Source organism: Chelatococcus asaccharovorans (assembly GCF_003201475.1).
Lineage (GTDB): Bacteria > Pseudomonadota > Alphaproteobacteria > Rhizobiales > Beijerinckiaceae > Chelatococcus > Chelatococcus asaccharovorans.
In genome coordinates, this window is sequence record NZ_QJJK01000002.1 from 194,373 (window position 1) to 214,659 (window position 20,287).

General features: G+C 64.0%; 18 protein-coding genes. 8 read left to right on the forward strand and 10 right to left on the reverse strand.

Annotated features, from left to right (window positions below; genetic code table 11):
* Positions 1 to 35: 35 nt before the first annotated feature.
* From C7450_RS05495 to C7450_RS05530, 8 genes are all read left to right on the forward strand, one after another.
* Positions 36 to 1,238: an ABC transporter substrate-binding protein gene (locus C7450_RS05495; RefSeq protein WP_110373402.1), complete on the forward strand. Its 1,203-nt coding sequence runs from the start codon at positions 36 to 38 to the stop codon at positions 1,236 to 1,238.
* 156 nt (positions 1,239 to 1,394) lie between these two features.
* Positions 1,395 to 2,282, forward strand: a complete 888-nt coding sequence (locus tag C7450_RS05500) for a branched-chain amino acid ABC transporter permease (RefSeq protein ID WP_110373403.1) — start codon at positions 1,395 to 1,397, stop codon at positions 2,280 to 2,282.
* Positions 2,283 to 2,319: 37 nt separating this feature from the next.
* Positions 2,320 to 4,125, forward strand: coding sequence for a branched-chain amino acid ABC transporter ATP-binding protein/permease (locus C7450_RS05505; protein WP_110373766.1), 1,806 nt, complete (start codon positions 2,320 to 2,322; stop codon positions 4,123 to 4,125).
* Entirely contained in the window at positions 4,112 to 4,816 is a 705-nt protein-coding gene (locus tag C7450_RS05510) for an ABC transporter ATP-binding protein (protein ID WP_110373404.1), read from the forward strand. Before C7450_RS05505 ends, C7450_RS05510 begins: the two co-directional genes overlap by 14 nt.
* A gap of 70 nt (positions 4,817 to 4,886) precedes the next feature.
* Positions 4,887 to 5,693: a 3-oxoacyl-ACP reductase FabG gene (fabG, locus tag C7450_RS05515; RefSeq protein ID WP_110373405.1), complete on the forward strand. Its 807-nt coding sequence runs from the start codon at positions 4,887 to 4,889 to the stop codon at positions 5,691 to 5,693.
* Positions 5,694 to 5,737: 44 nt separating this feature from the next.
* Entirely contained in the window at positions 5,738 to 6,532 is a 795-nt protein-coding gene (locus C7450_RS05520) for a shikimate dehydrogenase family protein (RefSeq protein ID WP_110373406.1), read from the forward strand.
* 74 nt (positions 6,533 to 6,606) lie between these two features.
* The gene (locus C7450_RS05525) at positions 6,607 to 8,250 is read left to right on the forward strand and encodes a GMC family oxidoreductase (RefSeq protein ID WP_110373407.1); all 1,644 of its coding nucleotides are present in this window, start codon (positions 6,607 to 6,609) and stop codon (positions 8,248 to 8,250) included.
* A 99-nt stretch (positions 8,251 to 8,349) separates the two neighbouring features.
* The gene (locus C7450_RS05530) at positions 8,350 to 9,525 is read left to right on the forward strand and encodes an acetyl-CoA C-acyltransferase (protein WP_110373408.1); all 1,176 of its coding nucleotides are present in this window, start codon (positions 8,350 to 8,352) and stop codon (positions 9,523 to 9,525) included.
* A 153-nt stretch (positions 9,526 to 9,678) separates the two neighbouring features.
* Here the strand turns inward: C7450_RS05530 and C7450_RS05535 are convergent, their stop codons facing one another.
* The 10 genes from C7450_RS05535 to C7450_RS05580 all read right to left on the reverse strand — a co-directional run bounded on the left by C7450_RS05535 (position 9,679) and on the right by C7450_RS05580 (position 20,097).
* Entirely contained in the window at positions 9,679 to 10,836 is a 1,158-nt protein-coding gene (locus tag C7450_RS05535; RefSeq protein WP_110373409.1) for a M20 family metallopeptidase, read from the reverse strand.
* Positions 10,837 to 10,947: 111 nt separating this feature from the next.
* Positions 10,948 to 11,712, reverse strand: coding sequence for a GntR family transcriptional regulator (locus C7450_RS05540; protein WP_110373410.1), 765 nt, complete (start codon positions 11,710 to 11,712; stop codon positions 10,948 to 10,950).
* A 13-nt stretch (positions 11,713 to 11,725) separates the two neighbouring features.
* Positions 11,726 to 12,874 (reverse strand): M24 family metallopeptidase, encoded by a 1,149-nt coding sequence (locus C7450_RS05545; protein ID WP_170147074.1) that lies wholly within the window; start codon positions 12,872 to 12,874, stop codon positions 11,726 to 11,728.
* 12 nt (positions 12,875 to 12,886) lie between these two features.
* Positions 12,887 to 13,987: a M24 family metallopeptidase gene (locus C7450_RS05550; protein WP_110373412.1), complete on the reverse strand. Its 1,101-nt coding sequence runs from the start codon at positions 13,985 to 13,987 to the stop codon at positions 12,887 to 12,889.
* On the reverse strand, positions 13,984 to 14,511 hold the full coding sequence (locus C7450_RS05555; RefSeq protein WP_110373413.1) for a flavin reductase family protein: 528 nt from the start codon (positions 14,509 to 14,511) through the stop codon (positions 13,984 to 13,986). Before C7450_RS05555 ends, C7450_RS05550 begins: the two co-directional genes overlap by 4 nt.
* A gap of 61 nt (positions 14,512 to 14,572) precedes the next feature.
* On the reverse strand, positions 14,573 to 15,370 hold the full coding sequence (locus tag C7450_RS05560) for an ABC transporter permease (protein WP_110373767.1): 798 nt from the start codon (positions 15,368 to 15,370) through the stop codon (positions 14,573 to 14,575).
* 47 nt (positions 15,371 to 15,417) lie between these two features.
* Entirely contained in the window at positions 15,418 to 16,323 is a 906-nt protein-coding gene (locus C7450_RS05565) for an ABC transporter permease (RefSeq protein WP_110373414.1), read from the reverse strand.
* A gap of 3 nt (positions 16,324 to 16,326) precedes the next feature.
* The gene (locus tag C7450_RS05570; protein ID WP_110373415.1) at positions 16,327 to 17,499 is read right to left on the reverse strand and encodes an ABC transporter ATP-binding protein; all 1,173 of its coding nucleotides are present in this window, start codon (positions 17,497 to 17,499) and stop codon (positions 16,327 to 16,329) included.
* 231 nt (positions 17,500 to 17,730) lie between these two features.
* Entirely contained in the window at positions 17,731 to 18,801 is a 1,071-nt protein-coding gene (locus C7450_RS05575; RefSeq protein ID WP_110373416.1) for an ABC transporter substrate-binding protein, read from the reverse strand.
* A gap of 33 nt (positions 18,802 to 18,834) precedes the next feature.
* Positions 18,835 to 20,097 carry an acyl-CoA dehydrogenase family protein gene (locus C7450_RS05580; protein WP_170147075.1) on the reverse strand — a complete coding sequence of 421 codons (1,263 nt, stop codon included), beginning with the start codon at positions 20,095 to 20,097 and terminating at the stop codon, positions 18,835 to 18,837.
* Positions 20,098 to 20,287: the final 190 nt, after the last annotated feature.

Here is a 20,287-nt window from a genome sequence, read left to right on the forward strand (position 1 = left end):
ACGATCCCACAAATAAATCACCCTGGGAGGGAACTATGAAACTGTCTCTATTGCTGAAAACAACAGTCGCGGCCGTGCTCCTCACGGCCACGGCGGCGCACGCGGATGTGAAGTTCGGCGCGCTCTATCCCTTCAGCGGCCAGCTCGCCCTGCTCGGAGACGAGAGCGCGCGCGGACTGGAAATCGCTGTCGATGAAGTCAACGCCGCCGGCGGCGTCCAGGGCGAAAAGGTCGTGCTGGTGCGCGGCGACGCGGTGGACAACAACCAGGCGATCGGCGAAGCCCGCCGCCTGATCTCCCGCGAGAAGGTCGCGGCGATCTTCGGGTCCTATTCGTCGGCGCGCTCGATTGCGGCGAGCCAGGTGGCCGAACTCTCCGGCATCCCCTATTTCGAGATGGGCGCGGTTGCCGATGAAGTCACCGGGCGCGGCCTGAAGTTCCTCTATCGCACCAACCCGACCGCCGAAGACATGGGCAAGTTGATCGTCGAGATGATCGTCAACAAGGTCGCCCCCGGCATCGGCAAGAAGCCGGAAGATCTCAAGATCGGCATCATCCATGAGGATTCGAGCTACGGCACGTCCGTCGCCGGGCACCAGAAGAAATACGCCGCCGAGGCAGGCTTGAATGTCGTATCGACGCAGGGCTACCCTGCCTCGACCGTCGACATGTCTTCACTCGTGCTCGATCTCAAGCAGCGCGGTGTCGACGTGGTGCTGCAGACCTCCTATCAGAACGACTCCGTGCTCTTCCTGCAGCAGGCCAACGAGGCCGGCTTCAAGCCCGCCGCCATCATCGGCGGTGGTGGTGGCTATTCCATGCAGCCCACCGCCGACGCCGTCGGGCACAAGGTGATCGACGGCGTGCTCGATGCGGACTTCACGCAGTTCCTCGTCAACACCAAATATACGCCCGGCCTCGAGACGTTCGTTGAGGCCTACAAAAAGAAATACGGCGAGGCGCCCCGCTCCGGCCACTCGCTCAACAACTATGTGGGTGCGAAGATCCTGCTCGACGCCATCAACAAGGGCAAAGGCTTCACGCCGGATGCGCTCGTGGCCGCCGTCAACACCATCGATATCGGCGAGGGCGTGACGGCTGCGGGCTACGGCCTGAAGTTCGGGAAGAACAACCAGAACGAACGCGCCAAGATGATGGGCATGCAGTGGCAGGACGGCAAGCTTGTGACCGTCTATCCGGAGGCCGCCGCCGTCGCACCGATGCGGCTTGCCAAGTAACGGGCCACTCCGGGGGATGCGCGCGTGTCCCCCGCTTTGCCCCGAAAGCGCGTCGCGATTGTCTGAATTCGCCCCGCGCTTCCGATTTTGGTTTATCGCATGGCGATGACGCGAGACCTTCAAACAGTCTGGCACGACATGCTTTAGCGAGGCGCGATGGATACCATTCTCCAATTGCTTGCCAACGGGCTGATGCTCGGCGGACTTTTCGCGATCGTCGCGGTCGGGCTGACGCTCATCTTCGGCATCGTCAAGGTCGTCAATTTCGCCCATGGCGAATTCCTGATGGTCGGGATGTATCTGACCTTCCTGGTGACGCGCATGCTCGGGCTTCATCCGTTCGTGGCGGTGATCGTCGTCGTTCCCGCGCTGTTTCTGATCGGCGCTCTGACCCAGCGTCTCATCATCCAGCCCCTGATGAGCGCACGCGATGACCACATCCAGATCTTCGCGACGGTCGGCCTGTCGACGGCCTTGATCAATCTCGCCCTTCTCGTGTTCGGCGCGGATATCGCCAATACGCCGGCGAGCGGTCTGCGGACGCCCATCGAGATCGGTCCCGTACGTGTCCTCTCCGGTCAGATCGCGATCTTCGTCGCATCGATCGCGCTGGTGATCGGACTGCAGCTCTTCCTGCAGAACACGGCAATGGGCCGCGCCATTCGTGCCGTCGCGCAGAACCGCTCCGCCGCCCAGCTCATGGGGATCAATGTCGACCGCATCTACATCCTGACCTTCGGCATCGGCGCCGCCTGCGTCGGCGTCGCGGCCGTGCTGATCGCCCCGCTCTATCCGACCTCACCGACCATCGGCACCTATTTCGTGCTGACCGCCTTCGTCGTCGTCGTCCTCGGCGGGCTCGGGTCCATTCCCGGCGCCTTCGTCGGTTCGCTGGTCATCGGGCTGATCGACAGCTTCGCGGGATTCTATATCGGTTCCGACATGCGCGAGGTCGCCGTCTTCGGCGTCTTCCTCCTCATTCTCATCCTGAGACCGGCCGGCCTGTTCGGTAAGCAGCTGAACCTGTCGCACGTTTCGCCATGACCGACGCCATGACAGAATTGCCATGGGCAGGATTGCCATGACAGACATCTCACTCGCCCCTCCCGCCCCCGCGCGGCTTGCCGGCTTGACGTGGCGCAACGTGTTCGCGCTTGCGGGCTTCCTGGCCGCCCTCTTCGTCATCCCTGTCGTGATCGATGATGACTTCATCTATCACATCTTCGTCACGCTCTTCATCTTCGCGGCACTGTCCACGGCCTGGAATATCGTCGGTGGCTTTGCCGGGCAGCTTTCCCTCGGCCACGCCATCTTCTACGGGATCGGCGCCTATGTCGGCATCATCCTGATGAACATGGGCATCAGCCCGTGGCTGGGTATGTTCGCGGGTGCCGCCGTCGCCGTGGTCGTGGCAGTTGCCATCAGCTATCCCTGTTTCAGGCTGCGCGGCCCCTTCTTCGCCTTGGCGACCATCGCCTTTCTCGAAGTGTTCCGCGTCCTGGCCCTGCATTTCCGGGAGCTCACGGGCGGCGCGACCGGCCTGATGATCCCGCTGAAATTCGGCTGGGAGTGGATGGTGTTCCGGGAGCGCCTGCCGCCGCTGATCATCGCCTTCGGCATGCTGCTCGTCTGCCTGGCCGTCGCCTGGTGGATCCGTTCGCATCGCATCGGCTTTCAGCTTGTCGCGACGCGGGAGCGCGAGTCCGCTGCGAAGGCGGCCGGCGTTGATACTGTCAAGGTGCGCCTCATCGCGGTGTCGGTATCGGCGGCCCTGACGGCCATGGTCGGCACCTTCCATGCCATGTATCTCACCTTCATCGAGCCGGCAGCGATGTTCTCGCTGCCCTTCTCGATCCAGATCGCCATGTTCGCCCTCATCGGCGGTATCGGCACGGTCTTCGGCCCGCTGCTGGGAGCCGTGCTGCTGGTGCCGATCTCGGAAGTGGCGCGCGGCTGGCTTGGAGCCCATGCGCTCGGTCTGCACGGCTTTGTCTATGGCGCGGTGCTGATCCTCGTCGTGCTCTTCATGCCCAACGGCCTGATGGGACTTCTCTCGCGCCTGAACAAGAGCAGCGAAACGAGCCGCCAGCGACAGGCCCAGACGATCACCGCGGCCCAGGCTCCGTCAGAACGGCCTAGCCTCGGTGACGCGATCGTCAAGGTTGAAAGCCTGGAGAAGCATTTCGGCGGCCTGCATGTCACCAACAATGTCGGCTTCACCCTGCGCGAAGGGGAGATCCTCGGCTTGATCGGCCCCAATGGCGCCGGCAAGACCACCGTGTTCAACATGATCTCGGGCTTTCTCGCCCCGGACAGTGGCTCCGTCTCCGTGCGCGGTGCCGACGGCACCTGGCACAAGCCGACGACACCCGCCGATTTCGCAGCGATCGGCGTCGGCCGCACCTTCCAGATCGTCCAGCCCTTCGCGGCCATGACGGTCGAGGAGAACATCATGGTCGGCGCGTTCCACCGCTTCAGTGATGTCCATGAGGCGCGCGAGGTGGCACGCGAGACGGCCCACCGCATGGGGCTCGGCCCTTGGCTCGACGCGGAGGCACGCGGCCTGACCATCGGCGGTCTGAAGCGGCTGGAGATGGCACGCGTCATGGCGATGAAGCCGCGGGTCCTGCTGCTCGACGAGGTGATGGCCGGCATTAACCAGACGGATGTCCGCCGCGCCATCGACCTGACCCTGTCGATCCGCGACAGTGGCGTCAGCATCATCGCCATCGAGCATGTCATGCAGGCGGTGATGTCGTTGTCGGACCGCGTCATCGTGCTTTCTTCCGGGCAGATCATCGCCCAGGGCAAGCCGCAGGAGGTGGTCCGCGATCCCACCGTCATCGAGGCCTATCTCGGCAAGGAGTTCGTCCATGCTCAAGCTTGAGACCATCGATGCCGGCTACGGCGCCACGACGATCCTTCACGACGTGTCGCTGGATGTGAACGCGGGCGAGGTGGTGACGATCGTCGGCGCCAATGGCGCCGGCAAGACGACGACGCTGCGCACCATCGCCGGGCTGATAAGGCCGACATCGGGACGTATCCTCTTCGAGGGGCGGGACATCACGCGCCTGTCGGCCCACGAGACGGTCGACCTCGGTATCACGCTCATTCCCGAGGGGCGCCAGCTCTTCCCCGAGATGACGGTGCACGAGAACCTGCTGATGGGCGCCTATCGCAGCGCCGCCCGCGAGAAACAGGCCGATACGCTGGAGGAAGTGCTCACGCTCTTCCCCCGGGTACGCGAGCGCCTCGACCAGAACGCGGCCTCGCTCTCCGGCGGCGAACAGCAGATGGTCGCCATCGCGCGCGGCATGATGGCGCGGCCGAAGCTCCTGATGTTCGACGAGCCCTCGCTCGGCCTCGCCCCCATCATCGTCGCGCAGGTCTTCGCGGTGATCGACACCATCGTCAAGACGGGCGCGACGGTCCTCATCGTGGAGCAGAACGTCTTCCATACGCTGAAAGCGGCGGATCGCGGCTATGTGCTTGAAAACGGGGAAATCGTCCTGACGGACAGCGGCAAGGCCCTGCTCGCCAATGATCATGTTCGCCAGGCCTATCTCGGTATCTGAACGTTCTTCGCGCCCGCACAACGACCAGAACTGCACAATCCTGAACAATTCCCAAATCCTGGAAACTCCCATGGCAATACGTGAAGTCAATTCCGCCGAGATCGCCGCGCGGCCGAGTCATCAGGACCGCAGGGTCCTTGTCACCGGCGCGGGTCGCGGCATCGGGCAGGCGATCGCCATCGGTTTTGCCCGCCGTGGCGCGACCGTCGGTGTCGCCGATGTGACCAGGGCCGACGTCGATGCGACCGTCGCAGCGATCGAAGCGGCGGGCGGCAGGGCCGTTCCGCTCGTCCTCGACGTCGCCGATTATGCCGCAGTGGAGAGCGGGCTGGCGGAAGCTGCCCGCGTGATCGGCGGGCCGTTCGACACCATCATCAACAATGCCGGTATATCGCCCAAGCACGATGGCGTCGCGCACAGGGTCTGGGAGATGGATCCGGCCGAATGGGGCCGCGTCGTCGCGGTCAATCTGTCCGGTCCGTTCAACACCATCCGCGCGCTGAGCCCGGCCATGCGCGAAGCCGGGCGCGGCTGGATCGTCAACATGTCCTCCGTTGCCGGCAAGACCTATTCCCCCATCGTCGCCTGCCACTATGCGGCGACGAAATCCGCCCTGATCGGTTTCACCAAGCATCTTGCCGCCGAGCTCGGGCCGTTCGGCATCCGCGTCAATGCCCTGGCACCGGGCCGGATCGAGACGCCGATGGTCAAGGCGGTGGCCGGCGCAGTGAATGAGGAGCAGGTGCGCCTGACGCCGATGGGCCGTCTCGGCGCGCCGGATGAAGTGGCCGACGTGGCACTTTATCTGACGTCGGCGGAGGCGAGCTTCGTCACCGGCCAGACCGTCGATGTTGCCGGCGGCCTCTATATGACGTGAAGTCGGCGGAGGCAAAAAACGACGACGGCAGGGGAACGGACCGCATGCAAGAGATCACCGGGCGCACACGGATACTCGGCATCCTGGCCGACCCGATCTACCATGTGAAGACACCGCAGGTGATGAACGCCCTGCTGGCGCGCCACGGCGTTGACGCCGTGCTGGTGCCCTTTCATGTCGCGCCTGCGCAACTTGCGACGTTGCTCGAGGGTCTGCGTACGATGCAGAACTTCGGCGGCTTCATTGCCACGGTGCCGCATAAGCCGGCGATGCTGGCGCTTTGCGACGAGACGACGCCGGAAGCCCGCCATATCGGCGCGGTCAATTGCGTCAGGCGCGAGGCCGATGGCCGCATGGTTGGCGCCATGCTGGACGGCATCGGCTTCGTCGAGGCGTTGCGCGCCTCCGGCGTCGAGCCGAAGGGCCTGCGCGCCTATCTCGCCGGCGCGGGTGGCGCTGCAAGTGCGATCGCCTTCGCCCTCGCCGAGGCCGGCGTTCGCGCGCTCACCATCGCCAACCGCACGCGCGACAAGGCCGAGGCGCTCGCGGGCCGCCTGCGCCATGTCTATCCGACGCTCGCCCTCAGCACGGATGCGGACCGGGTGAGGGAGCAGGATCTCATCGTCAATGCCACATCGCTGGGCATGCGCCCCGAGGACCCGCCGCCGCTCGACATTGCCCAACTCGAGAGCCGGCAGTTCGTCGCCGAGGCCATCATGGACCCGGAAATGACGCCGCTGCTCAAGACCGCGGAAGCTAGGGGATGCCGCATCCAGCGCGGCCTGCCCATGCTCGAATCCCAGATCGTCCTCATGGCCCGGCACATGGGCGCGCTCTGATTTTCTTTGGAAACCTGCAGCCATCCGGCCACCGGATGGCCGGACAGTGTCGCAGTAACCTGGACAACACCGCCATGACCGACATCTCCGCTGAAACCTTCGACTACATCATCGTCGGCGGCGGCACCGCGGGTTGCGTCCTGGCCAACCGGCTCACCGCCTCAGGTCAGCACTCGGTTCTGCTGCTGGAGGCGGGCCGTGAGGCGAGAAGCCCATGGGTTCCCATTCCGGCCGGCTTCAGCAGGCTTCTCACCAATCCCACCTATAACTGGCGCTTCCAGACCGAGCCCGAGGAGGCCACCGGCAATCGCGTCATCGCCGTGCCGCGGGGCAAGGGCCTCGGCGGCTCCACGCTGATCAACGGCATGATCTATGTGCGTGGCCAGCCCCAGGACTACGACGGCTGGGCGCAGCGCGGCTGCCTCGGCTGGAGCTTCGAGGATGTCCTGCCTTATTTCAAGCGATTGGAGGATTTCGACGGCGCCACAGGGACCCTGCGCGCCCGGGGCGGACCGCTGCCCCTCGTCGAGGTGTCCGAACGCCCCGCCATCGCCGAGGCCTTCATCGCGGCGGCCGGCCAGGCCGGCTTCCCGCGCAATCCCGATTATAACGCGGACCACCAGGATGGCTTTGGCTATTATCAGGTGAACCAGCGCCATGGCCGGCGTGTGAGCGCGGCGGAAGCCTATCTCAGACCCGCGCGCGGGCGTGCCAATCTCGCGGTGCGCACGGATGCCCATGTGCTGCACGTCGTACTTGAGGGCAGCCGCGCCGTCGGCGTCACCGCCCGCGTCGGCACCCAAACCCTGCGCTTCGCGGCTCGGGCGGAGGTGATCCTGGCCGCGGGCGCCGCCCAGACGCCCCAGCTGCTGGAACTGTCCGGCATCGGCGATCCCGCGATCCTCAAGGCCCTCGATATCCCCGTCGCGGCTGCGCTGCCGGGCGTCGGCGCGAACTACATCGACCATTTCTGCACGCGCATGAATTGGCGGGTGAAACAGCCCGTCACACTCAACGAGCAGACGCGCGGCGTGAAGCTCGGCCTCTCGGTGCTGCAATATTTCGCGACACGGCGCGGCATCCTCACGCTCGGTACGGGCCTCGCCTTCGGCTTCGTGCGCACGCGGCCGGAACTCGTCGGACCCGATGTGCAGTATTTCTTCATGCACGCGAGCTACGCCAACGCCGCCGAGCGCAAGCTCGACCACCTGCCTGGCATGACCATCGGCGTCACCCAGTTGCGTCCGGAATCGCGCGGCACCATCCACGCCGTCTCACCGGATCCGATGCGCGCGCCGGCGATCCGCCCGAATTTTCTGGCCGCGGCGGAGGATTGCCGCGCCATGGTAGAAGGCATGAAGATCGCCCGGCATATCGTCGATCAGGCGGCGATGGACCCCTATCGCCAGGTCGAGATGGCGCCGGGGCCGGATTGCCGCACGGATGCGGACTGGCTCGCCTTCGCCCGCCGTGACGGCCAGACCATCTACCATATCTGCGGCACCTGCCGCATGGGCCTGGACAGCCTCTCCGTCACGGATCCGGAACTGCGCGTCCACGGCGTCGCGGGCCTGCGGGTGGTCGATGCCTCGATCATGCCGACGATCGTCTCGGGCAACACGCAAGCCGCCGTCTTCATGATCGCGGAAAAGGCGGCAGACATGATCCTGGCGGCAGCGAAGCAAAGCGCGCAGCCGATGCGGTCAGCGGTTGGTTGACGCCATGTCATCAAGCCCATCGCCTCGACGGCCTCGCCGATATCCGTGATATGATCCCCCGTCGAGGAACGCGGCCAACGCGCAGGAGGAGGTTCAGCTTTGGACAGGGATCCCGTCATCATTGCCTCTATCGCGCGCACGCCCATGGGCGGCTTCCAGGGCGACTTGAAGGGCTGCTCCGCTCCTGATCTCGGCGCCGTCGCCATCAGGGCCGCGGTAGAGCGCGCGTCGCTCACCGGCGATGACATCGACGAAGTGCTGATGGGCCATGTGCTCAGTGCGGGCGTCGGCCAGGCGCCGGCGCGCCAGGCCGCTCTCGGCGCGGGCCTGCCGCAAGCCGTGCCCTGCACCACCATCAGCAAGGTCTGCGGCTCGGGCATGAAGGCGGTCATGCTGGGGCACGATCTCATCGCAGCCGGGAGTGCCAATGTCGTGGTTGCCGGCGGCATGGAGAGCATGACCAATGCGCCCTATCTGCTCGACCGCGCCCGCCAGGGCCTGCGCCTCGGCCACGGGCGGGTGCTCGACCACATGTTCCTCGACGGCCTGGAGGATGCCTATGACAAGGGCCGCCTGATGGGCAGCTTCGCCGAGGATACCGCGGAACATTACGGCTTTACGCGGCGGATGCAGGACGACTATGCGCTGGCCTCGCTGGAACGCGCCAGGCGCGCCATCGCCGACGGCGACTTTGCGTCGGAGATCGCGCCCGTTGCGGTGAGTGGCGGCTCGGTCGACATCGACGAGCAACCGGGCAAAGCGCGCCCGGAGAAGATCCCCACGCTCAAGCCCGCCTTCCGTGCCGACGGCACGGTGACGGCGGCCAATGCCTCGTCCATTTCCGACGGCGCCGCGGCGCTCGTCCTGATGCGGCTCTCGCAAGCGGAGCGGCGCGGCATCACGCCTGTGGCCGTCATTCGGGGACAGGCCGGTCACGCCCGCGCGCCGGCCTGGTTCACCACGGCCCCGGTCGGCGCGCTGGAGGCCTTGTTCGCCAAGACGGGCTGGAACAAGGCCGATGTCGATCTCTACGAGATCAACGAAGCCTTTGCCGTGGTGGTGCTCGCCGCCATGCGCGAACTCGACCTGCCGCATGACAGAATCAACGTGAACGGCGGCGCCTGCGCGCTCGGCCATCCCATTGGCGCCTCGGGCGCGCGCATCCTTGTCACGCTGGCCGCCGCCCTCAGGGCACGCGGATTGCGGAAGGGGATCGCGACGCTCTGCATCGGCGGCGGAGAGGCAACGGCCGTCGCCATCGAGCTCCTGTCATAGGCGCAAGCTGACGGGCGGACGGGCTGATGACCGGATGGCTCCAGAGCATTTTCCGATCAGTTTGAAACACCTGATCCACCAGCGTCATCCCCGGCCTTGTGCCGGGGATCCCGATAAGTAAGGCTCAGCGCTTCAATGAGATCGGAAAATGCTCTACAGCCGCGCGATCGCCAGGGCGAGCGTCTGGGCGCGCGTCAAAAGCGTGTCGAGCTCGATATATTCGTCCGGCGTATGCGATCCGCCACCGACAGGGCCGACCCCACAGAGCGTGGGGATGCCTTGGCTGCAGGGGATGCCGGCATCCGAACATCCACCCGAGAATTCCTCCCCGAAATGAAGACCCAGCGAGGCGGCGGCCGCGTCATAGGTCGCATAAAGCGCGCGTTCGGGCTCTGATTGGACGAGCGGCAGGAACTCCCCGGTGATCGTCAAGGTAGCGCTCGACCCGGCCACGTCTTCCGCAGCGACGATGGCTTCGACCGCGGCCAGCATCCGGTCCCGGTCGGCCGGATCGACATAGCGAAGGTCGAGTTCCGCGAAGGCATCCGGCGCAACGGTGTTGAGCGTCATGCCGCCCCCGACGACACCGACATTGACGGTGATGCCGGCCTCGAGGTCGGTCAGCGCATGGAGACGTAGGGTCTTGCGGGCCAGGGCCTCGATCGCGCTGATGCCATGGGTGAAATGCGATCCGGAATGCGCCGCGCGGCCGCGGACCTCGATGCGCATGAACAGGCCGCCCTTGCGTCCGACCGTCACATTGCCGCTTGGGCGGCCCGGCTCGCCGTTGAAAACCGCCCGCATGCCCTGCACCTCGCGGGCGATGACATCACGCGACCACGGCGAGGCGATCTCCTCATCCCCCGTGAACAGCCCGACGACCGGCCGCGACGCCGCGCCGAGAGCGGCCATGGCAGCGAGCACAAAGGCATTGATCACCAGGCCGCCCTTCATGTCGGCGACGCCGGGGCCATAGGCGCGATCGCCTGCGATGGTGAAAGGCCGCCGTGACGCCTCGCCCGTCGGAAATACCGTATCGCGATGGCCGAGCAGCATGACGGGGGCAAAGCCGGCGCTGCCACATGGCACCGTCGCACGAATGATGTCGCCAAGCGCGTCATGCGGGATGACCTCGCAGCTGACGCCCGCATCCCGGAGAAAGGCTGTGATCCGGGCACCGACCGCGTCGACACCCGTCTTGTCGCCGGTATTGCTGTCGGTATTCACGAGATCCGCAAGCAGGCCGACCATGGCCTCCCGTCGGGCGGCGAACCATTGCGACAACGCGGCTTCACGATCTGTCGAGTGCATGTGAACTCCCAAGGCTGGAACGACCCCAGCGCGAGGCGATGGACCACGGATCGGCGGCGTTTCAATCAACGTCCGCCAGATCCGCCCCGGAACTAGCCTTCCGTCCGCTTACTAAAGACTGGACGGCGTCAGACGGGCCGCGAGCTCTTCCTGGGCCTGTCTGACAGCCGTCAAATGTTCGGAGGGATTGGACGGCTGGGGCGCCGGATCTTCATTGTTGCGGATGCGGCGGACGGCTTCCTCGATCGTTACGCCAACGGCCTGAATGTGGGTCGTCATCGCCGCCTGTGCCGCGTCGCCGTCCCGCGCGCGCAGGGCGTCGAGGATCGCCAGATGCTGCTCCACATGCGCACGGGAATCCGGGCGTCCATAGAAGGGAAGCATCTCTTCGGTAATCGCATATTCGTAGAAATCGCCGATGATCTTGATCAGTCGATGGCTGTGCGATGCCCGCGCGATCGCGCCATGGAAAATGTTGTTCAACGCTGCGCGCTCGGCAACGGAGGTGGACTCAACCGCTGCGATACTCGCGTGGCAGACCGCGTCGATTTCGTCGATCTCGACGTCGCTGGCATGTTCGGCCGCAAGGCGCGCTGCATAACCCTCCAGAACCTGGCGGATACCGAAGATCTCATGCAGTTCCGTCGCCATGTCGGCAACCACCTTGGCGGTGCCGTCCTCCTTGATGAACCCCTGGGCAAGCAGGCGCGATATCGCATCGCGCACCGGCGTACGGCTCACGCCGAAATCCTCGGCGACGCGGCTTTCGACAAGACGTGTCCCTGGTGGGAGCGTTCCCCGCAGAATGGCGCGCTTCAACTGCTCATAGACTTGGGGCACGATCGTGTTGCGCGCTTTTATCTTGTCGAAGCTCATCGCTGTTCCATTCCTATCGCACGAAGAGCCGCCGATCCGATCGGGTGAGTCGCTCTGCTCCGGTCGGCGTCACCAGTATTGTATCGCTGAACGCCAAGCCCTGCGCGTAGGTGTACATATGAAAGACCATACCGGCCTCAAGCGTCCAGCTCGAGTCCGGAAGAAATGCACGCGTGAAGTCGCTGGTCTTCGGCAATCCAATATATCCCAAAGTGTACCCCGTAAAGTTCGTATAGGTCTCGCGCAACCGCGAATCAAGTACGGCCCGGCGCAGGATACCATCCACATCACGCGCGGCGGCCCCCGGCTTCATGGCGTCGAACTGCGCCTGCTGCGCGGCGAGCAGAATATCGGCCGCGCGCGCGAGATCCTCCTCCGGCGCGCCGATCACCGTCGAGCGCATGATCCGCGCGCCATAGCCGCGCACAAGGGGGATTGATTCCACATGCAGGATGTCGCCCTTCTCAAACCGATGGTCGCCCAGGCGACCGTGAAGGGAATCGGTTCTCTTGCCGGCAGCCAGCAATGCACTGCGCCCATTGTCCGCGCCTTCGCGAAGGGCGGTTGCATAGAGTGCCGCGGCGCATTCACGCTCGCTCACGCCCGGCGCCGCGGCCTCGATGCTGGCGATCAGCGCTGCATCGGCAATCCGTGACGCCTCCCGCAAATAAGCGATTTCCCGCTCCGACTTGATGAGGCGGATTTCCCAGATCACCTTGGAAAAATCGATGAAGTGCACGTTGGGGAGAGCGCTTTCGATGGCGCGGAAACGCCCGACGGGCAGAAAATGGGAATCGAATTCCACGGCGATGGCGCGGCTCGCCCATCCTCTCCTTTGAACAACAGCAGCGAGAATGGTGACGGGGTCTTCATCATCGCCGAAGGACACATAGTCCTCGACCCAGGACTGCTCGGTGAACGTCGGTGCATCCAGCGTCCGCACGATCACGACGGGGTCGCCGTCAAGCGGCAGGAGCGCCGGCTGGTAAATCGCCGCGGGTGGGACGTAGCCGAAGAGATAAGCCATGTGCTCGACGCAATCGACAAGCAGGACGTCCGCACCGCGCGTGCGCATCTCGTCGCGGACTTTGGCGATCCTGGCCTCGTATTCGGCTTTCGGGAAGGCTCTATGGGCCGTGTCCGCTTCGGGAGCTTCGCTCATCTTCATTCCCTCTTATCGCATGACCGTGAGGGCGCGGGTCGCATCGTTGAACGACCGCCCGCCCTCGTCGGTCACGAGCATGATATTCTCGATGCGCACGCCCCAGCGCCCTTCGACATAGATGCCGGGCTCATTGGAAAAGACCATGCCGGGCGCGAGCTTCAGCGTATTGCCTTTCACGATGTAGGGTTCCTCATGGGCGTCGATGCCGAGCCCGTGGCCCAGCCGGTGCAGAAAACGGGCACCATGACCCGCCGCCTCGATCACGTCCCGCGCGGCGCGATCGATCGCCTGCGCCTCCACTCCGGGACGGATCGCCCGGCTGGCCGCCTCATAGGCCGCATTGACCACGTCATAGATCGCGACGAAGGACGGATCAGGCGCGCCGGCAACCGGGGTGCGGCAGGTGTCCATGTAGTAGCCATCAAGCGTCGCCGCGAAATCGATCACCACGGGATCACCCGGCTGAATGACCCGATCGGAATGGTGATGCAGCGGCGATGCCCCGTTCGGGCCGCTGCCGACGTCGCACCACGCCATGGGATCAAAGCCCTGCGCGCTGACGAGCTCGCCGATCTGCCGCACCACATCCCGCTCGGTTACGCCGACGAGACGCCCATGGGCGAAGAATTCAGCCCAGATCGCATCGAAGCGCCTGCCGGCCTCCTCAAGGAGGGCGATCTCTTCTTCGCCCTTATGCAGCCGCGCGGCGGCCGTCATGGGTGAGGCATCAATGAAGCGGACATTGGGATGCAAGGCTTGCAAGCGGAGCAGAAAAGAGCTCCAGAAATGGCCATTGACAGCGATCGTATGCGCGCCGATCGCTTCACTGTAGTTGGCGACGAGGGCAAGCGGATACTCCGTCTCATCCCACGCGGCGATATCGAACGTCTCGGCGAGGTCCTGGACGAGCGGACTTTGCAAGCGCGGAACGACGATGCACGGGCGCCCGGCGCTTGGGATCAACACGGCATTGAAACGCTCCGTCAGCGGCAGTTTCCGGCCGATGAGGTGATACATATCGGCGGACGGCGCGATGATCGCGAGATCGACATCGCGTTCCGCCATACCCTCTCGCAACGAGGAGATACGGTCCAGGATGGAAACCTTCATGCGGACGATCCTTGGTGAGCGGATGGCCATTCGCCGTAATGGCGTCTGAAGAACATGAGCGGCACACCGCGGCCGGCCTCGCCTCGGAGCACCAAGCCGACGAAAATGCGGTGATCGCCGGCCTCGATCATCTTCATCACCTGGCACTCCGCATAGGCGAGCGCCCCGTCGATCAAAGGCACGCCGAGTTCCCCCTCGGTCGTGGCAAGGCCCGCGAACTTGTCGACGGCCCGGGATGCGAAGCGCTCGGCGATCGCCTGCTGGTCGTGGCCGAGGAAATTGACGGCAAACCGTTCACTCCGGGCGATCGCCTGCGCCGTGAAGCGATCCTGCCCGAGGCATACCAGGAGCTGTGGAGGGTTGAGCGACACCGAACTGACGGCATTCGCCGTGAGCCCGACCGGCTCGCCATCGGCGCTCAATGTGGTGATCACCGTGACGCCGGTCGGGAAAGAACCCATGATCTCGCGGAAGGCGGCCGATGAAACGACATCCCGGCTCGTCAGGTCATGGCGCATGGTCATCGCTGATCTCCCTTGCGTAATGCGGCACGCCGGTCCCCGGCGATCTGGATCGCTCCTGTCCTCATGCCCATCGCCGCGCCTTCTTCAGGAGGTTCGCGGCGACCATGATGAGCACCGTGAGGGCGATGAGAAAGGTGGATACGGCCGCGATTGTCGGCTCGATCTCCAGCATCACGCTGTTCCAGATCCGCACGGCCAATGTCTGGGCGTTCGGCCCTCCGAGGAAGAGGGGTATGACGAGTTCGTCAAACGAGGTCAGGAACGCGAACAGGCCCGCGGAGATGATACCCGGGGCGATCAAGGGCAGGGTCACCCTGCGAAAGGCCTGGAAGCGGCTGGCGCCAAGGCTCATCGCGGCGTTCTCAAGCCGGGAATCCACGCCCTGCAGGGTCGCGGACAGGACGACGACGGCGATCGGCATGACGACGATGGTATGACCGATCGCAATGGCGATGACCGTCCCGCCCATTCCGATGCGCGCGAAAATGAAGTAGAGCGCAATGGCCGTGATGATGACGGGCACGATCATCGGCGCCAGCAACAGGCCGTAAATCAGGGTCTTGCGCGAAAAGTCACTGCGCACCAGCGGGATTGCGGCGAGCGTGGCAATGATGACGGTGAGGACCGCCGAGAGCGTCGCGACCTGTATGCTGACCCAAATGGCTGCCAGCCAGTCCTTGTTGCCCAGGAACCTCTCGTACCATTGCAGGGAAAATCCGGGTGGCGGGAAGCTCAGATATTGCGCCGAACTGAAGGACACCGGAATGATGATCAACACCGGGGCCATCAGGAAGGCCAGCATGATCCAGGCGAAGACCCGCACGGGAAGGCCAGGGTTGAGAAGTGCGTCCGATCCCATCACATCCGATCCCATGACATCCAATCCCTTGACATCCGATCCCTTGGCTAGACCTTGCTCGAGAGGAGCTGCTTGAGCCCGACCACGCGCGCGTAGAGGCCGAAGCAGGCCAAAGTGATGACGAGCAGGATGACCGCGATCGCCGAGGCGAAGTTGAAATTCAGCAGAACGTCGACCTGATATGCGATGATCGACGCCAGCATCTGATCGCGATCCCCGCCCATGAGACGCGGCGTGATGTAGAAGCCGGCAGCCAGGATGAAGACAAGCAGCGAGCCGCCCGCCACACCGGGCATGCTGAGCGGAAAATAGATGCGCCAGAACGCCGACCAGCGCCCCGCGCCGAGACTCTGCGCGACGGCGACAAACCGGCCATCGATGCCGCGCATGACGCTGTAGAGCGTGAGCACCATATAGGGAAGCATAGTATAGACCATGCCGATCATCAGGCCGCTGCGATTGTAGATGAGTTGTATTTCGCCGAGGCCGAGACCCGCGAATACCGTGTTGATCACCCCATTCGGCCGCAGGATGACCATCCAGCCATAAGTCCGCACGAGAATGCTCGTCATGAACGGCAGCATGACGCATAGCATCATGAAGGAGCGGACCGTCGGGCCGGAATTCGCCAGCACATAAGCGAGGGGATAGCCGACGATGAGACTGAATACGGTCGTCAGGAAGGCGATCTCGATCGTCAGGAGCAGCACGCGTATGTAGATCGCGCGGGAAAAGAAGGCCTCGTAGTTCTGCACCGTGAAGCCGCCCTGGCCGTCGCGAAAAGACCGCAGGACCACATCAAACAAGGGATAGGCGAAGAAGATCGCAAGAAATGCCAGCGCCGGCAGCAGAAGCCAGAGCTGGCCGCCCGGCAAGGCCTTTCTCACCGGCGGGCGCTCTGCTGCAGCCTCGGAAACGCGCACCGTAGCCTGGCCGTCCACATCGAGGGCCATGGGTCAGTGGCCCCCGGCCTGCATGGGCGGCAAAATGCGGGCGTCCGCCCGCGTGGGCGGCAGCACGCGCGCATCTGAGCGCGACCAGCGCACACGCACCGCATCCCCCTCCGAGAAGCGCCGATGCTCCGTCCCCCGGCGGGCGGCCTTGACCACCAGCGTCTCCGCGAGGGTGGGACGGTTCTCGCCGACAGCCACGTGGTAGCGGATCGCATCGCCGAGATACGTGACGGCGGCAATCCGCCCGTCCCACGCATTTTCAGGTTCCTCGGGCCCATCCGGACTTTCAATGCTGAGGCATTCCGGCCGCAGCGAGGCCGCGACATGGTCCCCCGCCTGGAAGCCGGATGCGCGCGCGATGATGCGGCGTCCCGTCGGATGGTCGATGCGCAGCGTTCCGTCTTTATCGGCGGCCATGACTACGCCGCGCACCAGATTCGTATCGCCCATGAAACCGGCGACAAAAGCGGTTGCGGGGCGATCATAGAGGTCTTCGGGCGTGCCGTTCTGCTCGATGCGCCCGCCTTGCATGACGACGATCTGATCGGCCATCGTCAGCGCTTCCTCCTGGTCGTGCGTGACATAGATCACGGTGACGTCGAGACGGCGCTGCAGGGCCTTCAACTCGATCTGCAACGACGAGCGCAATTTCTTGTCGAGGGCCCCCAGCGGTTCATCCATCAACAGGACCCGCGGCTCGAAGACGAGCGCGCGTGCCAGGGCAACGCGCTGCTGCTGGCCGCCGGATAATTCACGCGGATAGCGCCCACCGAGCCCCGCCAGTTCGACGGTCTCCAGCATGCGTTCCACGCGCTGGGCGATTTCGGCTTGCGGCACGCGCCGCATGATCAAGGGAAAGGCAACATTGTCGAAGACGGTGAGATGGGGAAACAGCGCGTAGTTCTGGAACACCACGCCAAGATTGCGCTTCTGCGGCGGAAGAGCCGCGATATCGCGACCGGAAACGAGGATCCGCCCGCGGGTCGGCGCGACAAAACCGGCGATCATCATCAGCGTCGTCGTCTTGCCCGAACCACTCGGCCCGAGGACCGTGCAGAACCGGCCCGCACCGACCGAAAGATCGATTCCACTCACAGCCACGAAGTTCGCATAAGTCTTCCAAAGACTCTCCAGAACGATCGGGGTCCCGCCTGTTACGTCCTTGATATGGCTCATCAACACATACCCGCTGTTCTTGGACCGGACTCATCGCGTCATCATGCGACAGAGAGCCGAGAAAGCCATGCGCAATCGTGACCTTCAATGCAGGGCGCCTGCGGCGGATCGCAGGATCCCGTCCGAGGACGACGCGCCGGGCGACGACGACGCAGCGACCCCGGACATTTTCATTTCACGGTTATGAAGGGTCAGCAGCGCGTGCCGGTGCCGGCGCGCTGCCGGCTTCGACTAACCGAGCAGAAACTCTTCCCAGCGGGTCGCCACTTGCGCCCGGTTTTTCAGCCACCAGCCGGCATCCTGCTCGAAGCCCTTGCTGGCGATCGCCGGAAAGGTCGGCAAGGTCTCCGCAACGTCCTTCGCGATGAATTCGAAGGCGCGCTTGTTCTCGGGGCTCAACCCGATCTGCGGCAATGTTCTGGCCTGCGCTTCGGGGCTCGACGAATAATCGAGCAGGCGCATCGCCGCGTCGCGGTTGGGCGCGTTCTTCAGCACGGCCGTATATTCGGTCAACCGCATCGCCTGGTTCCACTCGATCGCCAAAGGTGCGCCTCCCTTGCGCAACGTCTCGACACGATTGGTCCACAGGCTGCCCAGCACGGCCGTCTTCTCGGCCAGCAAGGATGCACCCAGCGCACCGCTATCGAAGAACTTAACGATATGCGGCTTGATTTGCTTGAGCTTGGCGAAGGCGCGATCGATGTCGAGGGGATAGAGCTTGTCGACGGGAACGCCGTCGGCCAGGAGCGCAAACTCCAGGTTGGGCGCGATAGCCTTGGCGTCCTGCAGCATTCTCTTCCCGGGAAAGCGGCTGACGTCCCAGAAGTCCTTCCAGTCTTTGGGATGTTCATTCGGAAACGCTTGCGTATTATAGACGAGCGCTTCGGCGAAAGACGCATAGCTGAGGAAATCCGGCCCGACGGTGCCTATATCCTTCGGATCGGTATATTCGAAACGCGAGACGTCCAGCGGCTGCAGCGCGCCCTTTGCCTGGAGCGTGAGGATCGCGACGGCGTTGCCCTCGACAATATCGAGTTCACGCGAACCCGCCTCCACCATCGCCAGCAATTTGCCGGTATTCGCGGCTACGCCGACGACTTCGATGCCGGTTTTCTGCGTAAAGCTGTTCCAGGTGCCGGCCTGCAGGGCGTCCTGGTAGGATCCCCCCGAGGTCCGGACAAGAACCCGCCCGCCGCTCTGCGCGCGAACGACATGGGGAGCGGCAATGACCGCCGCTCCAGCCGTAAGGCCGCCCAAGATCGATCGACGGCTATAGCTATTTCGATGCGCTTTATCGGTCATTCTGTTCCCCTGTTATTGGTGGTTACCGACCCTTTACGCGATAGCAGAAAGCTTTTCCTCCCGATTGAAGCCAAGATCGCGCCATGTCACTGGCCGATCGAGCTTCTGACCATATTTTGTTTTTGAAAACTGGCGGCCATCGGTCAAAATGCCCGAAGCAAGCTGCCCCATGAGCTGCGTATCCCGAGTGTGCAGCATGCTGGCTTTCACCTCGCGCCAGAAACGCTCGAAGGGGTGGAAGGTGAACAGCGCACGCGCACCACAGATTTCGAAGGCCTTGTCTGCCGCATTGAGCGCGACTTTCTTGGACGTATGCAAGGCACGATAAGATGCCAACATCGCCTCGTCAAAGCGCTCCTGATCCCACAACCACACGGCATAGGTGTAGGACGAACGGGCAGCCTGCAGCCCGGAATCGATCTCAGCGAGGTTGTACATCAGAACTTCGTCGCGGCTGAGATAGTCCCTCGCCTTGATGAAGGCGACGATATTATCGACAATCCCCTGGGCGCAGCCAACGAGATGCGCCGCGTGGGAGCATTCGTAGGTATAAGGATCTTTCTGGACGAAATCGCCAGGCTCGCCCATCACGTCCTGCCAGGGGATGAATACATTGTCGAGCTTCGCCGTCCAGGAGACGGTACCGCGCAGGCCAATGGATTCGCTCCAGCTGTCTTCGAAGCTCAAACCAGCCGCCGTGCGCGGCACGATGGAAATCACCAGACCTTCGCCATTGCTCTTGGCCCCGGGCGCGAGCGCCCAGAAAGCGAGAAGGTCAGCCGCCGGCGCCATCGAGCAGAAGTGCTTCTCGCCCGAAGCGCGGAAGCCCCCTTCGACCGGCTCGAACAGCGAGTCGAACGTCAGTTTCGTCGCGACGTTTTCCGCCTTGAACTGGCGCGGATTGACCTCGCTGCCGAGCGACCCCATCAGGGCATCGTCGTTGACGATCTGGCCAAGCCAGCGCTCCTTCTGCTCCTCACTGCCCATGCGGCTGACGAGGCCGACCTGATGGAAGTGAATGAGCAGATTCCAGGCCGTTGTCGGGCATGTGCGCGCCAGCTCCTCGGCCACCGCGAACTGGGTCATGCCCAGGCTTCCGCGCACCTGCGGATTGAAGCCGCCGAACTCTTTCGGAACCTGCAGAAGATGGAACTTTTGCTTGATCAGCTCCGCGAAATTCTCCGCAGGAAAAGCGGCTTCACGGTCGTATTTGACAGCATTGGCCTGGAGCAGCGGACGCAGCGCGCGGGCCTTTTCCACCCATTCGCGTTGTTCAGCACTGAGCGAGAAATCCATGGTCTGCTCACCTCTGTATACGGGATACAGAACTCTGGACACGGAACATCCCACTGTCAAGGCCCTTGAACGCGCCATTGCTTCAGCTTGACTGGCGCGCATTGGCGAGGGCCGATCCCCGAGGGCCCGGGATGATCAAGGGCCCGGGATCGTCATGGGGGGAAGATCCTCTTGGGTCCAAGATCTTCTC

Bases quoted from the DNA above. Each gene is read 5' to 3' on its own strand.
- C7450_RS05525 (WP_110373407.1), top strand. From the start codon at position 6,607: ATGACCGACATCTCCGCTGAAACCTTCGACTACATCATCGTCGGCGGC.
- C7450_RS05495 (WP_110373402.1), top strand. From the start codon at position 36: ATGAAACTGTCTCTATTGCTGAAAACAACAGTCGCGGCCGTGCTCCTC.
- C7450_RS05545 (WP_170147074.1), bottom strand. From the start codon at position 12,874: ATGAGCGAAGCTCCCGAAGCGGACACGGCCCATAGAGCCTTCCCGAAA.
- C7450_RS05550 (WP_110373412.1), bottom strand. From the start codon at position 13,987: ATGAAGGTTTCCATCCTGGACCGTATCTCCTCGTTGCGAGAGGGTATG.
- C7450_RS05565 (WP_110373414.1), bottom strand. From the start codon at position 16,323: ATGGCCCTCGATGTGGACGGCCAGGCTACGGTGCGCGTTTCCGAGGCT.
- C7450_RS05505 (WP_110373766.1), top strand. From the start codon at position 2,320: ATGACAGACATCTCACTCGCCCCTCCCGCCCCCGCGCGGCTTGCCGGC.
- C7450_RS05520 (WP_110373406.1), top strand. From the start codon at position 5,738: ATGCAAGAGATCACCGGGCGCACACGGATACTCGGCATCCTGGCCGAC.
- C7450_RS05570 (WP_110373415.1), bottom strand. From the start codon at position 17,499: ATGAGCCATATCAAGGACGTAACAGGCGGGACCCCGATCGTTCTGGAG.
- fabG (WP_110373405.1), top strand. From the start codon at position 4,887: ATGGCAATACGTGAAGTCAATTCCGCCGAGATCGCCGCGCGGCCGAGT.
- C7450_RS05575 (WP_110373416.1), bottom strand. From the start codon at position 18,801: ATGACCGATAAAGCGCATCGAAATAGCTATAGCCGTCGATCGATCTTG.
- C7450_RS05555 (WP_110373413.1), bottom strand. From the start codon at position 14,511: ATGACCATGCGCCATGACCTGACGAGCCGGGATGTCGTTTCATCGGCC.
- C7450_RS05560 (WP_110373767.1), bottom strand. From the start codon at position 15,370: ATGGGATCGGACGCACTTCTCAACCCTGGCCTTCCCGTGCGGGTCTTC.
- C7450_RS05580 (WP_170147075.1), bottom strand. From the start codon at position 20,097: ATGGATTTCTCGCTCAGTGCTGAACAACGCGAATGGGTGGAAAAGGCC.
- C7450_RS05510 (WP_110373404.1), top strand. From the start codon at position 4,112: ATGCTCAAGCTTGAGACCATCGATGCCGGCTACGGCGCCACGACGATC.
- C7450_RS05540 (WP_110373410.1), bottom strand. From the start codon at position 11,712: ATGAGCTTCGACAAGATAAAAGCGCGCAACACGATCGTGCCCCAAGTC.
- C7450_RS05500 (WP_110373403.1), top strand. From the start codon at position 1,395: ATGGATACCATTCTCCAATTGCTTGCCAACGGGCTGATGCTCGGCGGA.
- C7450_RS05535 (WP_110373409.1), bottom strand. From the start codon at position 10,836: ATGCACTCGACAGATCGTGAAGCCGCGTTGTCGCAATGGTTCGCCGCC.